This is a genomic window from Klebsiella sp. GB_Kp056 (assembly GCF_040064755.1).
GTDB lineage: Bacteria > Pseudomonadota > Gammaproteobacteria > Enterobacterales > Enterobacteriaceae > Klebsiella > Klebsiella quasipneumoniae.
In genome coordinates, this window is the sequence record NZ_JBEAJA010000035.1 from 66,236 (window position 1) to 84,397 (window position 18,162).

Below are 18,162 nucleotides of genomic sequence, written 5' to 3' on the forward strand. Positions count from 1 at the left end.
GAGGAGTTGTCATGTGCGATCATCATCATGCTGCGCGACATATTTTATGTCCCCAATGTGATTTGCTGGTGGCTTTGCCGCAGCTGGAGCATCGCCAGAAAGCCGCTTGCCCGCGCTGCGGTACAACGTTAACCACCACGTGGGACGCGCCTCGCCAGCGTCCCACGGCTTACGCGTTGGTCGCGCTGTTTATGCTGCTGTTGGCCAACCTGTTTCCATTTATCTACATGAAAGTGGGCGGGATCAGCAGCGAAATAGAGCTGTTGGAAATTCCCAATGTGTTATTTACCGAGGATTACGCCAGCCTCGGCACCTTCTTTTTACTCTTTGTGCAACTGGTACCGGCCTTTTGCCTGGTCACCATTCTGCTGTTGGTCAATCGGGTCAGGATGCCCGCTGGCCTGAAAGCGTTTCTGGCGCGAATTCTGTTTCACCTGAAGACGTGGGGAATGGCGGAGATCTTTCTTGCCGGCGTGCTGGTGAGCTTCGTTAAGCTGATGGCCTATGGCGATATCGGTATCGGTCTGAGCTTTGTTCCGTGGTGCATGTTTTGTCTGCTGCAGTTACGCACTTTCCAGTGCGTCGACCGCCGCTGGCTGTGGGATGATATTGCCCCCATGCCAGCCATTAGCCAACCGCTGAAGGTCGGAGTGGCCGGCATCCGCCAGGGGCTGCGCTCCTGCGCCTGCTGCACGGCGGTGTTACCCGTCGACCAGACGGTCTGCCCGCGCTGTCATAGTAAAGGAACGGCGCGGCGTAAAAACAGCCTGCAGTGGACGCTGGCCCTGCTGGTGACCTCATTTATCCTCTATCTCCCCGCCAATATTATGCCGATCATGATCACCGATCTGCTGGGCGATAAAATGCCGTCAACCATCATGGCCGGGGTAATTTTACTGTGGAGCGAGGGGTCTTATCCGGTGGCGCTGGTGATTTTTATCGCCAGTATTATGGTGCCGACGCTAAAGATGATCGCTATCGCCTGGCTGTGCTGGAATGCCAATGGCAACGGTGCGCGCGATTCGGAACGCATGCATCTGATCTATGAAGTGGTGGAATTTGTTGGCCGCTGGTCAATGATTGATGTTTTTGTCATCGCCGTACTCTCTGCGCTGGTGCGCATGGGAGGGTTGATGAATATCTATCCCGCCATCGGCGCGGTTATGTTTGCGCTGGTGGTGGTGATGACCATGTTTTCAGCCATGACGTTTGATCCCCGTTTACTGTGGGATCGTGAGCCAGATTCAAGCCATGAGGAAAGACAACAACATGGAAAATAAGAGCGGAGAAGCGAAAGTGCAGAAGGTGAAGAACTGGTCACCGGTGTGGATCTTCCCTATCGTCACTGCGCTGATCGGGGCGTGGATCCTGTTTTATCATTACAGCCATCAGGGACCTGAGGTCACGCTGATCACCACGAATGCGGAGGGGATTGAAGGGGGAAAAACCCGTATCAAGAGCCGTAGCGTGGACGTTGGGGTGGTGGAGAGCGCCACGCTGACCGACGATTTAACCCACGTGGAAATCAAAGCCCGCCTCAATTCCGGGATGCAGAAATTACTGCACAACGATTCCGTCTTCTGGGTGGTGAAACCGCAGGTAGGGCGCGAGGGGATCAGTGGCCTGGGAACATTATTGTCCGGGGCCTATATTGAACTGCAGCCGGGGTCGAAAGGCACGGTGCCGGAGCAGTATCCGCTGCTTGATTCTCCGCCGCTGGCCTCGCCGGACGCCAAGGGGATCCGTATTCTGCTGGAGAGCAGCAAGGCGGGCCAGCTGTCGCCGGGCGATCCGGTGCTGTTCCGCGGCTATCGCGTGGGGTCGGTGGAAACCAGCACCTTCGACACCCAGAAACGTCGTATCACTTATCAGTTGTTCATCAATGCGCCCAATGACCGCCTGGTGACCACCAATGTCCGCTTCTGGAAGGACAGTGGGATCGCTGTCGATTTGACCTCGGCGGGGATGCGCGTCGAGATGGGCTCGCTGTCGACGCTGTTTGGCGGCGGCGTGAGCTTCGATATTCCGGAAGGACTGGATCTCGGCGAGCCGGTGGCGAATAAAACGGAATACCATCTGTTTGACGATCAGAAGAGCATCCAGGATTCGGTCTTTACCGAACATATTGACTATGTGATGTTCTTCAAAGACTCAGTTCGCGGCCTGCAGCCCGGCGCGCCGGTGGAGTTCCGCGGCATCCGTCTGGGAACCGTCGGCAAAGTGCCATTCTTCATCCCCGGTCTGAAGCAGCGTTTGAACGACGACTATCGCATTCCGGTGGAAGTGCGGGTTGAACCGCAACGTCTGATTAACCAGCTGGGCGGCGATCCGAATATTCGCGCCCACATTGACGATCTGATCAACCGCGGACTGCGCGGCTCGCTGAAAACCGGCAATCTGGTGACCGGCGCGCTGTATATCGATCTCGACTTCTATCCGAAGGCGCCGCCGCGCGGGAAAATGCAGGAGTTTAACGGCTATCCGATTATCCCGACCATCAGCGGTGGTCTGGCGCAGATCCAGCAGCGTCTGATGGATGCGCTGGATAAGATTAATAACCTGCCGCTCAATCCGTTGCTGGAGCAGGCGACCAGCACCCTGGCGCAGAGCGAGAAGACCATGCAACACGTGCAGACCACGCTGGATAGTCTGAATAAGATCACCTCCAGCCAGTCGATGCAGCAGTTGCCTGCCGATATGCAGACGACGCTGCGCGAGCTGAACCGCAGCATGCAGGGCTTCCAGCCGGGCTCCGCGGCCTACAATAAGATGGTGGCCGATATGCAGCGTCTGGATCAGGTGCTGCGCGAGCTGCAGCCGGTCCTGAAAACGCTCAATGATAAGAGCAATGCGCTGGTATTTGAGGCGAAGGATAAAAAAGACCCACAGCCGAAGGGAGCGAAATAATGAAAAAATGGTTACTCGCGGCAACCGTATGCGTGCTGACGGCATGCAGTAGCGGCGGCGAAAGCAAAACGTATTACCAGCTGCCGGTGGCGCAGGGCGGCGCACAGCGCGCCGCCAGCCAGGGGGCACGTCTGCTGTGGGTTGAGCAGGTCAGCATCCCGGATTATCTGGCGGGTAACGGGGTGGTCTACCAGACCACCGACGTACAGTATGTGATCGCCAATAATAATCGGTGGGCCAGCCCGCTGGACCAGCAGCTGCGCACTACGCTGGTGGCGAACCTGAGCCAACAGCTGCCGGGCTGGGTAGTGTCATCCCAGCCGCTGGGTAGCGAACAGGATACGCTCAACGTCGCGGTCAACGGCTTTCACGGACGCTACGACGGGCGGGTTATCGTCAGCGGTGAGTGGCTGCTAAAGCATCAGGGGCAGCTGATCAAACGCCCGTTTAACATCGTGCTTAAGCAGGATCAGGATGGATATGATGCGATGGTCAAGACCCTGGCGCAGGCGTGGAGCCAGGAGGCGGCAGCCATTGCCAGCGAGCTTAACCGTCTGCCATAAGTAAAATTCATCACGCTGATCTGCCGCGCGGTTCATCTGAGCCGCGCGGCTTTTTTTTGTCAGGTCAGTTCGTTACCGGCCGGTGTGCCAGGTGAACAAAAAATGAACTCTTATATAGGTCACAAATATGACAATGGCGTGAATTTTGCGCATTGACGTCGCCTTCATTTCGCGGTATTCGTAACCCGTGGCTGCACAATTTGCGACCACTGTTTTCTTTTCCACCAGATCAAAGAATGAGGGAAACGAGGCATGAAGAGACAAAAACGAGATCGCCTGGAACGGGCACATCAACGCGGATATCAGGCGGGTATCGCAGGAAGATCGAAAGAAATGTGTCCATACCAGAGCTTGAATCAACGCTCATGGTGGCTGGGAGGCTGGCGAGAAGCCATGGAGGACAGGGTACTAACGGCCTGACACTGTCTCTTTAAAAAAGAAGCCTCCGCATAGCGGGGGCTTCGCCTTTTAATCGCTGCTGAACGTTATCAGAAAGCGGAAGTATCCTGGAACAGACCCACTTTCAGATCGCTTGCGGTGTAGATCAGACGATCGTCAACCAGCACTTCTCCATCCGCAAGGCCCATAATCAGACGACGGTTAACGATGCGCTTGAAGTGGATGCGGTAGGTCACTTTTTTCGCGGTCGGCAGAACCTGCCCCGTGAATTTCACTTCGCCAACGCCCAGCGCACGGCCTTTGCCTTCGCCGCCGAGCCAGCCGAGATAGAAACCTACCAACTGCCACATGGCATCCAGGCCCAGGCAGCCCGGCATCACCGGATCGCCGATAAAGTGGCAACCGAAGAACCACAGGTCCGGGTTGATGTCGAGTTCGGCCTCAACATAACCTTTGTCGTAGTTACCACCGGTTTCGGTCATTTTGATGACGCGGTCCATCATCAGCATGTTTGGCGCCGGCAACTGCGGGCCTTTCGCGCCGAACAGTTCACCACGACCAGAGGCAAGAAGATCTTCTTTTGTATAGGATTCGCGTTTATCTACCATGTTTTCAGTAAGCCTTATTTTAAGTTCGGGACGCAGGATAGCTAACACGTGTAAGCTGAACAAGTCCGATCAGTTAGAACTTGTCCCACCTAACCAGCGTAGCGGCCACGGAAAACGATGGCGAGTCTCCTGCTGGGTCGCCTGCGCTATCCGCTCCTGAATGGTTTGTCGCAGCGTCTGTCCTTCACCGTCCCACATCAGCTGGGTCAACATCGGCAGCGCTTCGGTAATATCGTCTATTGCCCAGATAGCAAACTGATTGTCGGCAACGGCCTGACGCAGCTCGTGGGTCAGACTAAGGTGGCGAACGTTGGCGGCAGGGATAATCACGCCCTGTTTTCCGGTGAGGCCGCGCTGCTGACAGATTGTGAAGAAACCTTCAATTTTTTCATTCAGTCCGCCGACCGGCTGCACACGACCAAACTGGTCGACGGAGCCGGTGATCGCGATGCTCTGATTAATCGGCACGTTGGCCAGCGCGCTGATTAAGGCGCAGAGTTCCGCCATGGAGGCGCTGTCGCCATCCACTTCACTGTAGGACTGTTCAAAGGTCAGCGAAGCGGAGAAGGGGAGTTGTTGCTCCAGCTCCAGCTCGGACATCAGAAAAGCCTGCATGATCATCATGCCTTTCGCATGGATGTTGCCGCCCAGCTCGGCTTTGCGTTCGACGTCGATAAACTCGCCGTCGCCAATGTGCACGACGCAGCTGATGCGCGAAGGTTCGCCGAAGGCGCGTGGATGACCGGGGAATTCAATGACCGAGAGGGCGTTGATCTGCCCGACGCATTCGCCTTCGGTTTCAATCAGGATCTGTTCCTGCAGGATTTCATCCTGCATACGCTCCGCCAGGTAGCCTTCACGCCACTCCCGGCGCGCCAGCATCGTCTGCATCGCTTCGCCGGTAATCTCTTCGCCTTCGCAGAAGGCGGCAGACTCACGCAGCTGGCGGGCTATCCATAGCGGGCTGAGCGGCAGGGTCTCCTGGTCGCCGGTGTAGCGCGTCCCTTCATCGATCAGCAGTGGCCAGGCATCGCTCGCCGGGCCCGGTAGCTCCAGCTGCTGCGCATTCTGCCATACCCACTGGCACCAGGCCTTCAGCGTATCGGCGTCCGCAAACTGCAGGGTATCTTCATACTCGCTATAGATAGCCTGGGCAGAGAGCTCTGGCTCCATTTCCTGGAAATCGGCCAGCGATTCGCGTTCGCCCACCAGCATGACTTTCAGGCTCAGCGGCATGGAAGGGATGCTGACCGGCAGCGGCCGTGATTCATCAATGGAGAGCCAGTCAAAGCGCTGACGGGTCACCATATTTTTCAGGCGCATCCACAGCAGCGGTTGCGCCAGTAGTGCGCGTAGTGAGAGCACCAGCACGCCGCCGTTGGCCTGATGGACCAGGCCAGGCTGGAGTGTGATTTCACCGTTAAACTGGCGTACGCAGCCAAACAGCTGTTCCGCCTCCAGCCAATCGGCCGCCACGACCGGAGCGGTACTGGCAAAATTATCTTCAGCGCGTTGCGCCGGCGTGAGCGTCACGTGAGCGCCGTTAACCTCATAGCGAACTCCGTGAAGCGGTGCGGCAGGCTCGTGCAGCGTGCGAGTTTCAGCCGCCAGCCATTGCAGATATTCCGGTTCCTCAGGGGCTTTCACCAGCATGAAGGAGGAGACTGCCGGGGTGTACAGCAGCTGCTCAAGCGCATAGAACAACCGCGGCTGCAGATCGCCCGAGAGGGAGGGGGCCGGATGAGAGAGTTCAGCTTGAGCAAACAGCGCCTGGTAAGGTTCCAGATCAGGCGCAAGGTCGGTTCGGGTCAGTTTCGTAATGGTCAAAGTCGCTGTTTTTTAGTTAGATGTAAAGCGCGCAATTATACCTGATGCCGCGTCTGAGCACACGGAGGATTATGGCTACCCCGATGATTACCCGGCCATCCACATCACGAATAATGATTTATATTCAGCACATCAGGAAAAAACTGATATCCTGAAATGAGTTACACGGTCACATTGAGATCGCAATGAAATATCAACAACTGGAAAATCTTGAAAGCGGCTGGAAATGGAAATATCTGGTAAAGAAGCACCGGGAAGGTGAGCTGATTACCCGCTACATTGAGGCCAGCGCTGCGCAAGCTGCGGTAGATGACTTGCTGACGCTCGAGAATGAACCTGTGCTGGTGCATGCCTGGATTGAGCAGCATATGAATCCGGCGCTGATGAACCGCATGAAACAGACCATCCGTGCGCGACGGAAACGCCATTTTAACGCCGAGCATCAGCATACGCGTAAGAAGTCGATCGACCTTGAGTTTGTCGTCTGGCAGCGCCTTGCCGGTCTGGCGCAGAGGCGAGGGAAAACCTTGTCCGAAACCATCGTCCAGCTGATTGAGGATGCTGAGCATAAAGAGAAGTATGCCAGCAAAATGTCGAGCCTGAAGCACGATCTGCAGGTTCTGTTAGGTAAGGAGTAGCGGGCTGCCCGTTCAGTGGTGACTAAGGCGCAGGTCGCGCCACACAGGCTACCATCCGCCTCTAACGGCCTTCAGTCTTTAGCCGCTAAAGCGAGCGAGAAGACATAAAAAAACCCGCCGAAGCGGGTTTTTTCATCAGTTATAACTTAAGCCGCAGGCTGAGTTACAACTTCTTTGTAGCCTTTAACTTCGATCTCTACACGACGATCCGGAGCCAGGCAGTCGATCAGGGCAGCGCGAGCTTTCACGTTGTCACAGGTGTTGCCAGTAACCGGGTTGGATTCACCCATGCCGCGAGCGGAGATTTTGCCAGCCGGGATGCCTTTAGCAACCAGGTAGTCAACAACGGACTGAGCACGTTTCTCAGACAGCTGCTGGTTGTAAGCTTCGGAACCGATGCGGTCGGTGTAGCCCAGAACAACAGCGGAACCGTCTTTCGGATCCATGTTGCTCAGCTGGGTGTACAGCTGATCCAGAGCCTGCTGACCTTCCGGTTTCAGGGTTGCTTTGTTGAAGTTGAACAGTACGTCAGACTTCAGGGTGAAGTGCTTGGTCGCCACTTCCGGAGCCGGAGCCGGAGCCGGAGCTACAACCGGTGCAGCATCTTCCTGACCGAAACGGTAGGAAACGCCCAGGCTCAGCATGCCGTTATCAGGACGGGTACCCACAGTGCCCGCGTCGCCGATGTTGTTAACCCACTGGTATTCCAGACGGGTAGCGATGTCACGAGTAACAGCCCACTCTACGCCGCCAGCAAATACTGGGGAAACGCCAGTGTCGTGTTCGCTACGGGAAACGCCGGTAGAAGCGTAGTTGCCTTTGGAGTCAGCGCGCCAAACCATGCCGCCCAGACGGGTGTAGATGTCCAGATCGTCAGTGATCGGGTAACCCAGTTTAGCGGTCAGCTGAACGCCCTGAGCTTTGAAAGCACCGTTGTCAACGCTGCCTTTATATGCCATACGGCCCAGCCAGTCGTAACCCATTTCGAAACCGAGGTACGGGTTAACCTGGTAACCACCGAACGCACCAGCACCGAGCTGATCGTTACGGGTCGGACCATTGTTGCCCTGGAAACCGTTACCGTAGAAACCGGTGTCGTGATACTGGGACCAACCCAGTTTACCACCTGCATACCAGGTGTTATCTTTCGGAGCGGCCTGCGCTACGGTAGCGAAGCCAGCCAGTGCCACTGCAATCGCGATAGCTGTCTTTTTCATTTTTTGCGCCTCATTATCATCCAAAATTCGCCATGAAGTTACAAAAGACCTCACGGTTAAATCCTTCACCGGGGGCGTGACTTGTTGTTAACTATGCTGATACATGCAGCGTAAGCCGATCACCCCTGGCGATGTAAAGTCTACAACTTAGTTCGAAACTTACAAGTGTGAACTCTGTCAGGCATATGAAAAAAAAGGGTTGTGTACACAATATTTAACAAATATGGTTGATTTTCGTACACGAAAAAAAGGCACAAATGCCCGTGTGGCAGGCATTCCGCGAAAAAGACCTTAAAAAACGCTGTGCCATTACTACCGGTAAAAAAAATTCCAGGAATAATCCTAATTTCACTCAATGATACAAATTTGAGTGAATTTTTAGCCCGCTGAGTTGTCTGCCGAGCGTGCCCTGATTTCGGACCGGGCGCATGATGAATCCCATCGCGCAGCCTTCCTGGGCTGCATGCACCAGACGCTCATGTTCGTCAGCGGTTAACTCCTCCGCCAGCCAGCAGATAACCACACTATAGTTACCGGTACGCAGGGCGCGGATCATCGAGTCTAAAGTGTGACTGGGGGAGAGCTGGCTAATTTGCATGACCTTAGACAGCGGCAGACCGGCGGACTGAACCCACTCGCGGCTAAGCTTTTGCTGCGGCGTAAGCCACAGCTGCCAGCGAGACTGTTGACCCAACTGCTGTAATAAAGGTAGCAACAACAACTGTGTCATCATGGGTTGATCTTCACGATAGACAATTTCACTGATCAGCCCATTGGCGGCCTGTTCGCCAGAACGATGAGCGTAGTGGGCTGCCGGAGCAGAGGCCTGTGCTGAACGGTTTGCATGAGCTGAAGTAAACATAGTCTATCCCGCCTGTAGTTACTGTATGCATATACAGTATATCCGCCAGGGGAAAAGATCAACCGCAATTTGTCATTTTGCTGGTGGAAATTTAATCGCTTTCAGCCATCCTGACGGTACAGGTTTGCGGCTACTCGCAACACCATCCTTAACACCGGCTAATCCTTTTTCTCCTGTCTGCCAGTTGCAGCAACAGCTGCAATTTTCTGAAAGCGTCTCGCAAAACCGCATTCTGGTGGAAAAGCAGGCAAAAATCATCTTGCTGCTGTCAGGGAAGTCCCTTATGTTTTCCCTTAGCGGATCCGTTAACAACTTAAGTTTAATTACATGATTCACAAAGGAATGATCATGAGAAAACTCGTATGTCCGCGGCTCCCGCAATTTCAGGCCTGCGTCTCTCCGCTGGGTCAACTTCACTCTCGCCCCCTGTTTGGCGGCTACAGCCTGGCTATCGAAGATACCGTGTTTGCGATGGTGGCAGAGGGGAATATTTATCTAAAGGCCTGCGAGCAGAGCGCTGCCTATCGGGTAGAACACCATAATCCTTTATTGATGCTGCGCCGACACGGGCGCATCGTGCCGCTAAAGTATTATCAAATCGACGATGCCTTGTGGCGCGATGAGAAACAGCTTTTCCGCTTGTCGCTGATGTCGTGGCAGAGCGCCCAGCGTGAAAAATATCGCCGCCGGTCGTCGGGACGCCTGAAGGATTTACCCAATATCAGCTTTCATATGGAATTGCAGCTGATTCACTCGGGCATTCCAGACGTGTTAGCACTACGGGAGGTGGGCGCCCGCCAGGCCTGGCTAAAGCTGCGCGAGAACAATGCTTCTCTATCGCACAACGTCTTGCTGGCGCTGGAGGGGGCTATCGTTGGCGTTCATGCCGCCGCGCTCCCGACGCCACGGCGTCAGGAGCTTCTGGAATGGGCGTCTGCGCGCTAATGGACAACGGTTATTCCGTTTGAGCGTGTACCCGCTGCTGCAGGCGGCAGATTTCAGGCAACAGCGCCAGCAGCAGGCCAATCTGCTGTAACACCAGGGGCTCTTTACTGTCCGCGCGAGGCTCCAGATGGTGGATCCGGCTTTGCAGGCTGGTCAACGCCTTCTGCACCCGCTGTTCATCCGCTGGGGTATGATGCAGGGCATCATCCACATAGCAGACCGCATCATCGAGCAGGGCGAGGATGTCCGGCGTGGACAGTTTTTCCCGATGCGCGCCGAGAGCGGAAATGTAGCTGGTGAAGGTATGATTGAGACACAGCAGGCGAAAGGCGGTCTCGCGCTGGGCGGCATCCGCCCGTGGTTCCGTCGACAAGTTCGAGACGACGGAAGCCAGCTCAGCATCGCGGTTGTAGGCGTCACGGCGTGCGACACGGTAGGCCAGCCGGTTGTCGCGGCCCTGGTGGTACTGCTCCAGGATGGCATCCAGATAACGGCAGTTCGCGTTTAGCGCCCGGTCCAGCGCCCGCGGCAGGTTGCGGAATTTCCAGTCCGGCCAGATGAAGCTGACCGCCGCCCAGGCGATGGCGCAGCCGATCAGCGTATCAATGATGCGCGGCAGCGCGACTTCAAAACCTTCGCCAAGCAGGTTAAAGCACAGCAGCACCAGCAGCGTAATAAACATGGTGGCATGGGCGTACTGCACGTTACGAAAGGCGAAGAACAGCACGCCGGTGAGGACGATCAGCAGCAGCTGCCCTTCAACCGACGGTACCAGCAGGAGGACCGGCAGGCCGATCGCCACCCCGACCAGCGTGCCGATGATCCGCAACGCCAGGCGATGGCGGGTGGCGTTATAGTTCGGCTGACAGACGAACAAACTGGTCAGCAGGATCCAGTAGCCGTGCTGAAGGCCGGTAAACTGGATGAAGGCATAGCCGGCGCAGAGCACCAGCGACATACGCACCGCGTGGCGAAAGAGGGCTGACTCTGGCGACATATTGCGCTGCAGGCGCAGCCAGATATCGTTCAGTCCGCCGAGCCTGTCGTCGGCCAGCAGCGTCTCTGTATTACTCCCGGCGGGCGCGGTGGTTTGCACCGATTCAATCGTGGCCAGCTGAGCATCAATGGCGCGCAGGTTATTGAGTAAATAGCCAAGGGCGTTGAGCTGCTCATCGGATGCGCCGCTGGCGCGTACGCGCTCAAGTGCCGCATCGAGATGCATAAACGCCCGTTCGAAATGGGCATCATGTTGATAGGGTTCGCGCAGCAGAATCGCCCGCGAGAGTTTCTGGCAGGCCTGCGCCTGCATCGAAAGCATGCGCTGGAAACGGAACATCACATCGCTGTAGCGGAACTGGTCGCGCAGGGTCTGGTACTGAATATGCGATGAGCTGGCGCGTTCATGAATATCCTGGGCCACAAAGTAATACTGCAACGTACGACGAGTACCACGCTGTCCCCGGTCGCCTCGTAGTCGGGTCAACAGTGAGACCTTGGTTTGGTTAAGGGTCGCCACCAGTTGGCCGTTGGCGAGGGCCAGATCGTACAGCGGCGCCTGGCTCTCATCCTCAAGGTCTGGATCAAACAGCCGGGATTTGAGCTCCAGATAGCGGGCCAGTTGCTCATAGCTACGCGCCAGGTTGTCCTGCAGTGGACGAATTGGAAAGATCAGGTGGCCGGACAACGTCAGCAGGTTGTACCACACGGCTCCCGCCAGCAGGAACAACGGCTGCAGATACCAGTGATCGTACAGCGTGACGCCGAGCATGGTGTAGATGGCGATAAGCAGAGCGCCGAAGGCAATGGTCGCATAGCGCTGTCCGAGGCCGCCAAGCAAAATAAAGCCGATGGTAGACACGGTCAGACCAAGGGCAAACAGCGGCGGCCACGGAAACAGCAGCTCCACGGAGGCGGAGGCGATAAAAAAGCAAACCAGAGTAATGGCGAGGTTGCGCAGACGGCCCGCCAGACGGTCATCAAGGTCGGTCAGCGCCGCGGCCACGACGCCGAGGGTGAGGGGGATGGTCAGTTTGACTTCGCCGATCCACCAGGGAAACAACGTCGTGCCGCAGAGCGCAATAAAAATGCGTACGTTATAAAGCCAGGCGCTGTTCCAGGTGTAGCGGCGTAGCAGGGGGCTAATCATGTCCGTGTTCCATTCGGTTACTGAAAGCGACGACGCGCATTGGCTTCGCGCGCTGCGCGCGCGGTTTCCACAGAGACGACCCGGCGACCCACCGGCCAGAGGGCGATGGCGGCGATTTTAAAATTAGCGATCCCCACCGGGATGCCAATGATAGTCAGGCATTGGGCGATGCCGCTGAAAATATGCATCAGGCACAACCACCAGCCGAAAAAAATGAACCACAGAATGTTCAGGATGGTGCCGCCGGCGTTCAGCAGGCTGTTTTGGCGACCTGGCTCGAGCTCATCAACATGAATCGCCTCGTTACCATAAGGAAATAACGAAAGGCGAGTGATTTCCCAGCAGGAACGAGTCAGCGGCAGCGTGACGATCAGCATAATGCTGACCAGGGTGGCGAGCAGCCAGCCTAAAGTGGTGGCGAAACCGCCAAGGATAAAGTTCAAAATATTCAGAATGGTACGCATAAAGCCTCGGTTTTGCCCTGTGGATAATAAGACCTGACAATTGTAACGTTTTTTTGCGCTGGAGCACCTGGTCCGGGGCGGTTAAACTGAAAAACAATCCACCCTGATTGAAAATCGACATTATATGGAACTTAAAGCGACAACATTGGGCAAACGCATGGCTCAGCATCCTTATGACAGGGTGCAGTTACTGAATGCCGGGGTAAAGGTTTCCGGCGATCGTCATGAGTATCTTATCCCTTTCAATCAGTTATTGTCAGTGCATTGTAAGCGCGGTCTGGTCTGGGGCGAACTGGAGTTTGTGCTGCCGGACGATAAAGTCGTGCGTTTGCACGGTACCGAATGGAGCGAAACGCAGCGCTTTTATCACCATTTACACACGCTCTGGCAGCAGTGGAGCACGGAAATGAGCGATATCGCCGCCGGGGTGCTGAAGCAGCAGCTGACAGCTATCGAACGCACCCGGGCAGAAGGTAAGTGGCTGACGCGTCAGCAGGTGGCGGATGTTCAGGATAATATTCGCCAGGCGTTAACCGGGCTGCCGATGCCCACCAGCCGGCTTGACGCCTTTGATAACTGCCGGGAGCTGTGGCGGGAATGTCAGCGCTGGTTAGGGGATATTGAAGCGGCGCGTCAGGCCCATAACCAGGCCTTTACCGAGGCGATGCTGGAACAGTATCGCGGCTTTTTTAACGGAGTGGAATCCTCCCCGCTCAATCCGTCGCAGGCGCGAGCGGTGGTGAACGGCGAGCACTCCCTGCTGGTGCTGGCGGGAGCGGGCAGTGGTAAAACCTCGGTGCTGGTGGCACGAGCGGGCTGGCTGCTGGCGCGGGGAGAAGCGGCGGCAGAGCAAATTCTGCTGCTGGCATTTGGCCGCCAGGCGGCGCAGGAGATGGATGAGCGGATCCGCGAGCGTCTGGCATCAGACGATATTACCGCCCGCACCTTCCACTCGCTGGCGCTGCATATTATCCAGCAGGGCAGCAAAAAAGTGCCCACCATCAGTAAGCTGGAAAGCGATACTGCGGCCCGCCACGCATTGCTGCTGAAAAGCTGGCAAAAGCAGTGCCAGGAGAAAAAAGCGCAGGCGAAAGGCTGGCGCCTGTGGCTGGAAGAGGAGATGGGCTGGCAACTGCCGGAGGGGGACTTCTGGCAGGATAAAAAGGTGCAGCGGCGGATGGCCAGCCGGCTTGACCGCTGGGTCAGCCTGATGCGCATGCACGGCGGCTCCCAGGCAGAGATGATCGCCGGCGCGCCGGATGCGGTACGCGATCTGTTCAGTAAACGGGTGAAGCTGATGTCGCCCCTGCTGAAAGAGTGGAAGGCGGCGCTGAAGGCGGAGAATGCGGTTGATTTTTCCGGCCTGATCCATCAGGCGGTCAATATTCTCGATAAAGGCCGCTTCGTTAGCCCGTGGAAACACATTCTGGTGGATGAATTTCAGGATATTTCGCCGCAGCGAGCCTCGCTGCTGGCCGCGTTACGCCGGCAAAATAGCCAAACCACGCTCTTTGCCGTTGGCGATGACTGGCAGGCGATTTACCGGTTCAGCGGGGCGCAGCTCTCCCTGACCACCGCGTTCAACCACTACTTTGGCGAAGGGGACTGCTGTGCGCTGGATACCACCTATCGCTTTAACGGGCGTATCGGCGAAATAGCCAATGGTTTTATCCAGCAGAATCCGCATCAGTTAAGCAAACCGCTGAATAGCCTGACCGCGGGAGATAAAAAGGCCGTCACTTTGTTAGCCGACGATAAGCTGGACGATCTTCTGGATAAATTGAGCGGTTACGTTAAGCCCGAGCAGCGGATCCTTCTGCTTGCCCGCTACCATCATCTGAAGCCCGAGGCGCTTGATAAAGCGGCGACGCGCTGGCCGCACCTCCAGCTTGATTTTATGACTATTCACGCCAGCAAAGGTCAACAGGCCGACTATGTCATTGTGCTGGGACTGCAGGAGGGAGTGGATGCGTTTCCGGCCCCAGCGCGCGAGTCGATCATAGAGGAGGCGCTCCTGCCGCAACCGGAAGATTTTCCGGATGCGGAGGAACGTCGACTGCTGTACGTGGCCATAACCCGCGCCCGTCACCGGGTGTGGCTGTTATTTAACAAGGCGCAACCGTCGCCGTTTGTCGAGATCCTGCAGGCGCTGGATGTGCCTGTGGCCAGAAAGCCGTGATCGCGGTTCGATTATTTCAGGCGCTCGGCAAGATATCGCGGATAATCCGGGATCAGAATATCGAGCGGTTGAGCGAAGTGCGGCGACTGGATAATAAAGTCAGCGGTGGAGACGTTAGTGGCGACCGGAATGTTCCAGACCGTGGCCAGACGCAGCAAGGCTTTGACATCCGGGTCGTGGGGAACGGCGTTCAGCGGATCCCAGAAGAAGATCAGCACGTCGATTTTCCCTTCTGAAATGAGGGCACCCACCTGCTGGTCGCCGCCCATCGGGCCGCTCAGCATGGCATTGACCTCCAGCCCGGTAGCCCGGGAGACCAGGTTGCCGGTAGTGCCGGTGGCGTACAAAACATGTTGCGCCAGCAGCGCCTGATGGCGAGCAACCCATTTCATCAGCATATCTTTACAGTGATCGTGAGCCACCAGCGCGATATGTTTTTGCGCAGGCAGGGTACGTGTTGTCAGTTCCATATTTTCATTCCGCATTTTGACCTGCTGACAGATTACTGAATGTGGCTGTCGCTGCAAGCATCAGGGATGAAAATTTTGCTGAATCTGCGGGTTAGCCTGGATGGCCCCCTGCTGCGGATTAGCATACACTTAGGTGAAATAGCAGGAGGAAACCATGAAAGAGAACGATATTGCCGAAATCCTGACCTCGACACGGACGATTGCGCTGGTCGGCGCCAGCGACAAACCTGACCGTCCTAGCTACCGGGTCATGAAGTATCTGCTGGATCAGGGGTATCACGTTATCCCGGTTTCGCCGAAGGTGGCAGGCAAGACGCTGTTGGGGCAGCAGGGCTATGGAACGCTTGCCGATGTACCGGAAAAGGTCGACATGGTTGATGTCTTCCGTAATTCAGAAGCGGCATGGGGCGTGGCGCAGGAGGCGATTGCTATCGGCGCGAAAACGCTGTGGCTGCAGCTGGGGGTGATCAATGAACAGGCCGCGGTGCTGGCCCGAGAAGCCGGGTTAAACGTGGTGATGGATCGTTGTCCGGCCATTGAGCTACCGCGACTGGGATTAGCAAAATAATAAACAAAACCCCGCCTGGCGGGGTTTTGTTTAATTGCGAAGGCGCGGCGCCTGCAACTGCTGACGAATTGTTTTGGCCAGCTCGTCGAGGGACGGCTGCTCCGGATGTTCGTCGCGGGGTTCGCTGCTCAGCTGCGCTTCTGCCAGATAGGTGTGGATGGGTTGGCCATCATCATCTTCCATCACTACATGGTACCAGGGGGCCGCGCGCAGTTCGTCATTGGCGGCAATTTCATCCTCTTCCGGTTCCGCGAGCGAGTACTCGGGATCGACATCGACGATGACGCCCAGGTAGCCCAAGAGCGTATGGCGGACCTGTTGGCCGATACCGAATTTGCTGGCTATCATAGGCACCTCCTGGGAAACATGAATACTCCCTATATGAGGCTCATGTTTCGTTTTTCAAGTTACATGACGCGACAGGCAAACCCCTTCAGATACAGCCCTTCCGGATAGGTTGCGATCACCGGATGGTCGGCAGCCTGACGGAACTGTTCTATAAATTGTACATCACGTCCGGCATCAATTGCGGAATCCGCGATGATTTTCTGAAATAAATCGGTGGTCATCAGGCCGGAGCAGGAGAAGGTCAGCAGCACGCCGCCGGGGTTCAGCAGCTGGATCGCCAGCATATTGATATCTTTATAGCCACGGCAGGCGCCCATCAACTGGCTTTTATTTTCTACGAATTTCGGCGGATCCATCACGATGACGTCGAATTTCTCCCCTTGATCGCGGTATTTACGCAACAGTTTGAACACGTCGTCGCGCACAAACTCCGCTTTGGACAGATCCAGTCCGTTGAGCTCCACGTTCTGGCGCGCAACGTCGAGCGCTTCCTGCGAGGTATCCACGCTGGTGACCTGGTGGCAGCCGCCCATCAGCGCTGACACCGCAAAGCCGCCGGTATAAGAGAAGCAGTTCAGCACCCGTTTGTCCGCCACGTAGCGACGGGTCGCCAGGCGACTGTCGCGCTGGTCGAGGTAGTAGCCGGTTTTGTGCCCGCCCTGGATATCGACCAACAGCTTCATGCCATGCTCAGCGATCGGCAGCAGCGCTGGCGGCAGTTCGCCCACTACCGGCCCCTGGGCCAGCTCCAGCCCCTCTTTTTTACGCACCGCGACATCGCTGCGATCGTAAATGGCGCAGTCCGGGAACAGGCTCTGCAGGGCGCTGATGATGGCGGCGCGCTGGTATTCGGCGCCTGCGCTGAGGAGCTGCAGTACGAAAAAGTTGCCAAAGCGGTCGATTGTCACGCCCGGCAGCCCATCGGACTCGCCGGCGATCAGACGGTAGCTGTCGAGGCCATCGCGCTCGGCAAGCCAGGCACGCCAGGTTTGCGCCTGCTGCAGGCGGCGTTCAAAGAAGGCGTTATCAATGGCTTCGTTGCGATCGAATGTCCACACGCGGGCGCGGATCTGCGACGACGGCGAGTAAGCGCCGCGGGCCAGCCATTTTCCCTGATGGTCAACGATATCGATGGTTTCACCGCTGCGGGCTTTACCTTCCATGCGGGCGACGCCGCCGGAGAAAATCCACGGATGGCGACGCAGCAGGGATTTCTCGCGTCCTTTGGCTAACACTAAGCGGGGGAATAGGGAATCTGTCATGGAGCTACCTTTAAGCAACGGGAATGTCGGCACCGAAAAATGGCGCGTAGATTAGCACACCTGGCGCATACAAGCATCTTTCCCCCGCCAGGCGCGGTTGAGCGTTTCGGCACAAAATGCAGGCGCTTCAGCACATTCACCTTGCGTGGCGTTTCATACTCTGTCTTCTCACCCCCAGGAGGAGAAGACGATGAAAACAGGTATGCGGATAGTTGTGGCGATGGTTGCTGCAGTGAGCAGTGGCGCGATGGCTGCGCCGTTTAGCGTGAGCAGCAATGATATGCGTGACGGGCAGCCGCTGGCCCAGAAGCACTGGTTTACCGGTTTCGGCTGCACAGGAGGCAATGTCTCTCCACAGCTGACATGGAAAAACGCCCCGGCAGGCACGCGCAGCTTCGCGGTCACCGTCCGGGATCCTGATGCGCCTACCGGCAGCGGCTGGTGGCATTGGACGTTAGTCAATATTGCCAGCAGCGTCTCTTCTCTGCCCGCTGGCGCGGGAGATAAAAACAGCGCTACACTGCCGAACGGAGCGGTACAGGGCCGCAATGATTTTGGCTATGCCGGCTTCGGCGGCGCCTGCCCGCCGGCGGGAGATAAACCGCATCGCTACCGTTTTACGGTGTGGGCGCTGGATATCCCCACGCTGCCGGTGAACGCCGATGCCAGCGGGGCGCTGGTCGGGTATCTGTTACACAGCCATGCTCTCGCCAGCGCCCAGTTGACGGCGACGGCCGGGCGCTAAAATAAAAGGGTGGT

The 18,162-nt window shown here is 56.7% G+C and carries 19 protein-coding genes; 10 read left to right on the forward strand and 9 right to left on the reverse strand.

Features of this window, described 5'->3' with window-relative positions; genetic code table 11:
• Window positions 1–11: 11 nt before the first annotated feature.
• The 4 genes from pqiA to rmf all read left to right on the forward strand — a co-directional run bounded on the left by pqiA (window position 12) and on the right by rmf (window position 3,890).
• Window positions 12–1,280, forward strand: coding sequence for a membrane integrity-associated transporter subunit PqiA (pqiA, locus tag ABLV52_RS02865; protein ID WP_023289047.1), 1,269 nt, complete (start codon window positions 12–14; stop codon window positions 1,278–1,280).
• The gene (pqiB, locus tag ABLV52_RS02870) at window positions 1,270–2,907 is read left to right on the forward strand and encodes an intermembrane transport protein PqiB (protein WP_032455284.1); all 1,638 of its coding nucleotides are present in this window, start codon (window positions 1,270–1,272) and stop codon (window positions 2,905–2,907) included. The genes pqiA and pqiB overlap by 11 nt, the downstream gene beginning before the upstream one ends.
• A complete protein-coding gene (gene pqiC, locus ABLV52_RS02875; RefSeq protein WP_348889974.1) occupies window positions 2,907–3,470 on the forward strand; it encodes a membrane integrity-associated transporter subunit PqiC in 564 nt (187 codons plus the stop codon). The genes pqiB and pqiC overlap by 1 nt, the downstream gene beginning before the upstream one ends.
• Before the next feature lie 252 nt (window positions 3,471–3,722).
• Window positions 3,723–3,890: a ribosome modulation factor gene (gene rmf, locus ABLV52_RS02880; RefSeq protein ID WP_002898396.1), complete on the forward strand. Its 168-nt coding sequence runs from the start codon at window positions 3,723–3,725 to the stop codon at window positions 3,888–3,890.
• A gap of 68 nt (window positions 3,891–3,958) precedes the next feature.
• Here rmf and fabA read toward each other — a convergent pair whose 3' ends face one another.
• Both fabA and ABLV52_RS02890 read right to left on the reverse strand, forming a co-directional pair.
• Window positions 3,959–4,477, reverse strand: a complete 519-nt coding sequence (gene fabA, locus ABLV52_RS02885) for a bifunctional 3-hydroxydecanoyl-ACP dehydratase/trans-2-decenoyl-ACP isomerase (RefSeq protein ID WP_004201428.1) — start codon at window positions 4,475–4,477, stop codon at window positions 3,959–3,961.
• Window positions 4,478–4,546: 69 nt separating this feature from the next.
• Window positions 4,547–6,304: a Lon protease family protein gene (locus tag ABLV52_RS02890; RefSeq protein ID WP_023289050.1), complete on the reverse strand. Its 1,758-nt coding sequence runs from the start codon at window positions 6,302–6,304 to the stop codon at window positions 4,547–4,549.
• 185 nt (window positions 6,305–6,489) lie between these two features.
• On the opposite strand from ABLV52_RS02890, the gene matP reads away from it, so the two are divergent.
• On the forward strand, window positions 6,490–6,942 hold the full coding sequence (gene matP, locus ABLV52_RS02895; protein WP_002898404.1) for a macrodomain Ter protein MatP: 453 nt from the start codon (window positions 6,490–6,492) through the stop codon (window positions 6,940–6,942).
• 146 nt (window positions 6,943–7,088) lie between these two features.
• On the opposite strand, the gene ompA is transcribed toward matP, so the two are convergent.
• Together ompA and sulA are read right to left on the reverse strand one after the other, a co-directional pair.
• The gene (gene ompA, locus ABLV52_RS02900; protein WP_044521956.1) at window positions 7,089–8,159 is read right to left on the reverse strand and encodes a porin OmpA; all 1,071 of its coding nucleotides are present in this window, start codon (window positions 8,157–8,159) and stop codon (window positions 7,089–7,091) included.
• A gap of 352 nt (window positions 8,160–8,511) precedes the next feature.
• The gene (gene sulA / locus ABLV52_RS02905; RefSeq protein WP_023289052.1) at window positions 8,512–9,021 is read right to left on the reverse strand and encodes an SOS-induced cell division inhibitor SulA; all 510 of its coding nucleotides are present in this window, start codon (window positions 9,019–9,021) and stop codon (window positions 8,512–8,514) included.
• 25 nt (window positions 9,022–9,046) lie between these two features.
• Between sulA and ABLV52_RS02910 the strand changes: the two genes are divergently transcribed.
• Both ABLV52_RS02910 and ABLV52_RS02915 read left to right on the forward strand, forming a co-directional pair.
• Window positions 9,047–9,352 carry a hypothetical protein gene (locus ABLV52_RS02910; RefSeq protein ID WP_158238131.1) on the forward strand — a complete coding sequence of 102 codons (306 nt, stop codon included), beginning with the start codon at window positions 9,047–9,049 and terminating at the stop codon, window positions 9,350–9,352.
• Between the two features lie 17 nt (window positions 9,353–9,369).
• The gene (locus ABLV52_RS02915; RefSeq protein ID WP_023289053.1) at window positions 9,370–9,966 is read left to right on the forward strand and encodes a TfoX/Sxy family DNA transformation protein; all 597 of its coding nucleotides are present in this window, start codon (window positions 9,370–9,372) and stop codon (window positions 9,964–9,966) included.
• Window positions 9,967–9,976: 10 nt separating this feature from the next.
• On the opposite strand, the gene yccS is transcribed toward ABLV52_RS02915, so the two are convergent.
• Window positions 9,977–12,112: a YccS family putative transporter gene (gene yccS, locus ABLV52_RS02920; RefSeq protein WP_023289054.1), complete on the reverse strand. Its 2,136-nt coding sequence runs from the start codon at window positions 12,110–12,112 to the stop codon at window positions 9,977–9,979.
• 17 nt (window positions 12,113–12,129) lie between these two features.
• Window positions 12,130–12,576 carry a YccF domain-containing protein gene (locus ABLV52_RS02925; protein ID WP_004201437.1) on the reverse strand — a complete coding sequence of 149 codons (447 nt, stop codon included), beginning with the start codon at window positions 12,574–12,576 and terminating at the stop codon, window positions 12,130–12,132.
• 124 nt (window positions 12,577–12,700) lie between these two features.
• Between ABLV52_RS02925 and helD the strand changes: the two genes are divergently transcribed.
• On the forward strand, window positions 12,701–14,755 hold the full coding sequence (gene helD, locus ABLV52_RS02930; protein ID WP_348889975.1) for a DNA helicase IV: 2,055 nt from the start codon (window positions 12,701–12,703) through the stop codon (window positions 14,753–14,755).
• Between the two features lie 11 nt (window positions 14,756–14,766).
• Here the strand turns inward: helD and mgsA are convergent, their stop codons facing one another.
• Window positions 14,767–15,225: a methylglyoxal synthase gene (mgsA, locus tag ABLV52_RS02935; RefSeq protein WP_004201439.1), complete on the reverse strand. Its 459-nt coding sequence runs from the start codon at window positions 15,223–15,225 to the stop codon at window positions 14,767–14,769.
• A gap of 154 nt (window positions 15,226–15,379) precedes the next feature.
• Between mgsA and ABLV52_RS02940 the strand changes: the two genes are divergently transcribed.
• Window positions 15,380–15,793: a CoA-binding protein gene (locus tag ABLV52_RS02940; RefSeq protein WP_023289057.1), complete on the forward strand. Its 414-nt coding sequence runs from the start codon at window positions 15,380–15,382 to the stop codon at window positions 15,791–15,793.
• A 30-nt stretch (window positions 15,794–15,823) separates the two neighbouring features.
• Here the strand turns inward: ABLV52_RS02940 and hspQ are convergent, their stop codons facing one another.
• Window positions 15,824–16,141 (reverse strand): heat shock protein HspQ, encoded by a 318-nt coding sequence (hspQ, locus tag ABLV52_RS02945; protein WP_023289058.1) that lies wholly within the window; start codon window positions 16,139–16,141, stop codon window positions 15,824–15,826.
• Between the two features lie 59 nt (window positions 16,142–16,200).
• Window positions 16,201–17,403 carry a 23S rRNA (cytosine(1962)-C(5))-methyltransferase RlmI gene (gene rlmI, locus ABLV52_RS02950; protein WP_348889976.1) on the reverse strand — a complete coding sequence of 401 codons (1,203 nt, stop codon included), beginning with the start codon at window positions 17,401–17,403 and terminating at the stop codon, window positions 16,201–16,203.
• 190 nt (window positions 17,404–17,593) lie between these two features.
• Here rlmI and ABLV52_RS02955 point away from each other — a divergent pair, with 190 nt between their 5' ends.
• Window positions 17,594–18,148, forward strand: coding sequence for a YbhB/YbcL family Raf kinase inhibitor-like protein (locus tag ABLV52_RS02955; protein ID WP_109546483.1), 555 nt, complete (start codon window positions 17,594–17,596; stop codon window positions 18,146–18,148).
• The last annotated feature ends 14 nt before the right edge of the window (window positions 18,149–18,162 follow it).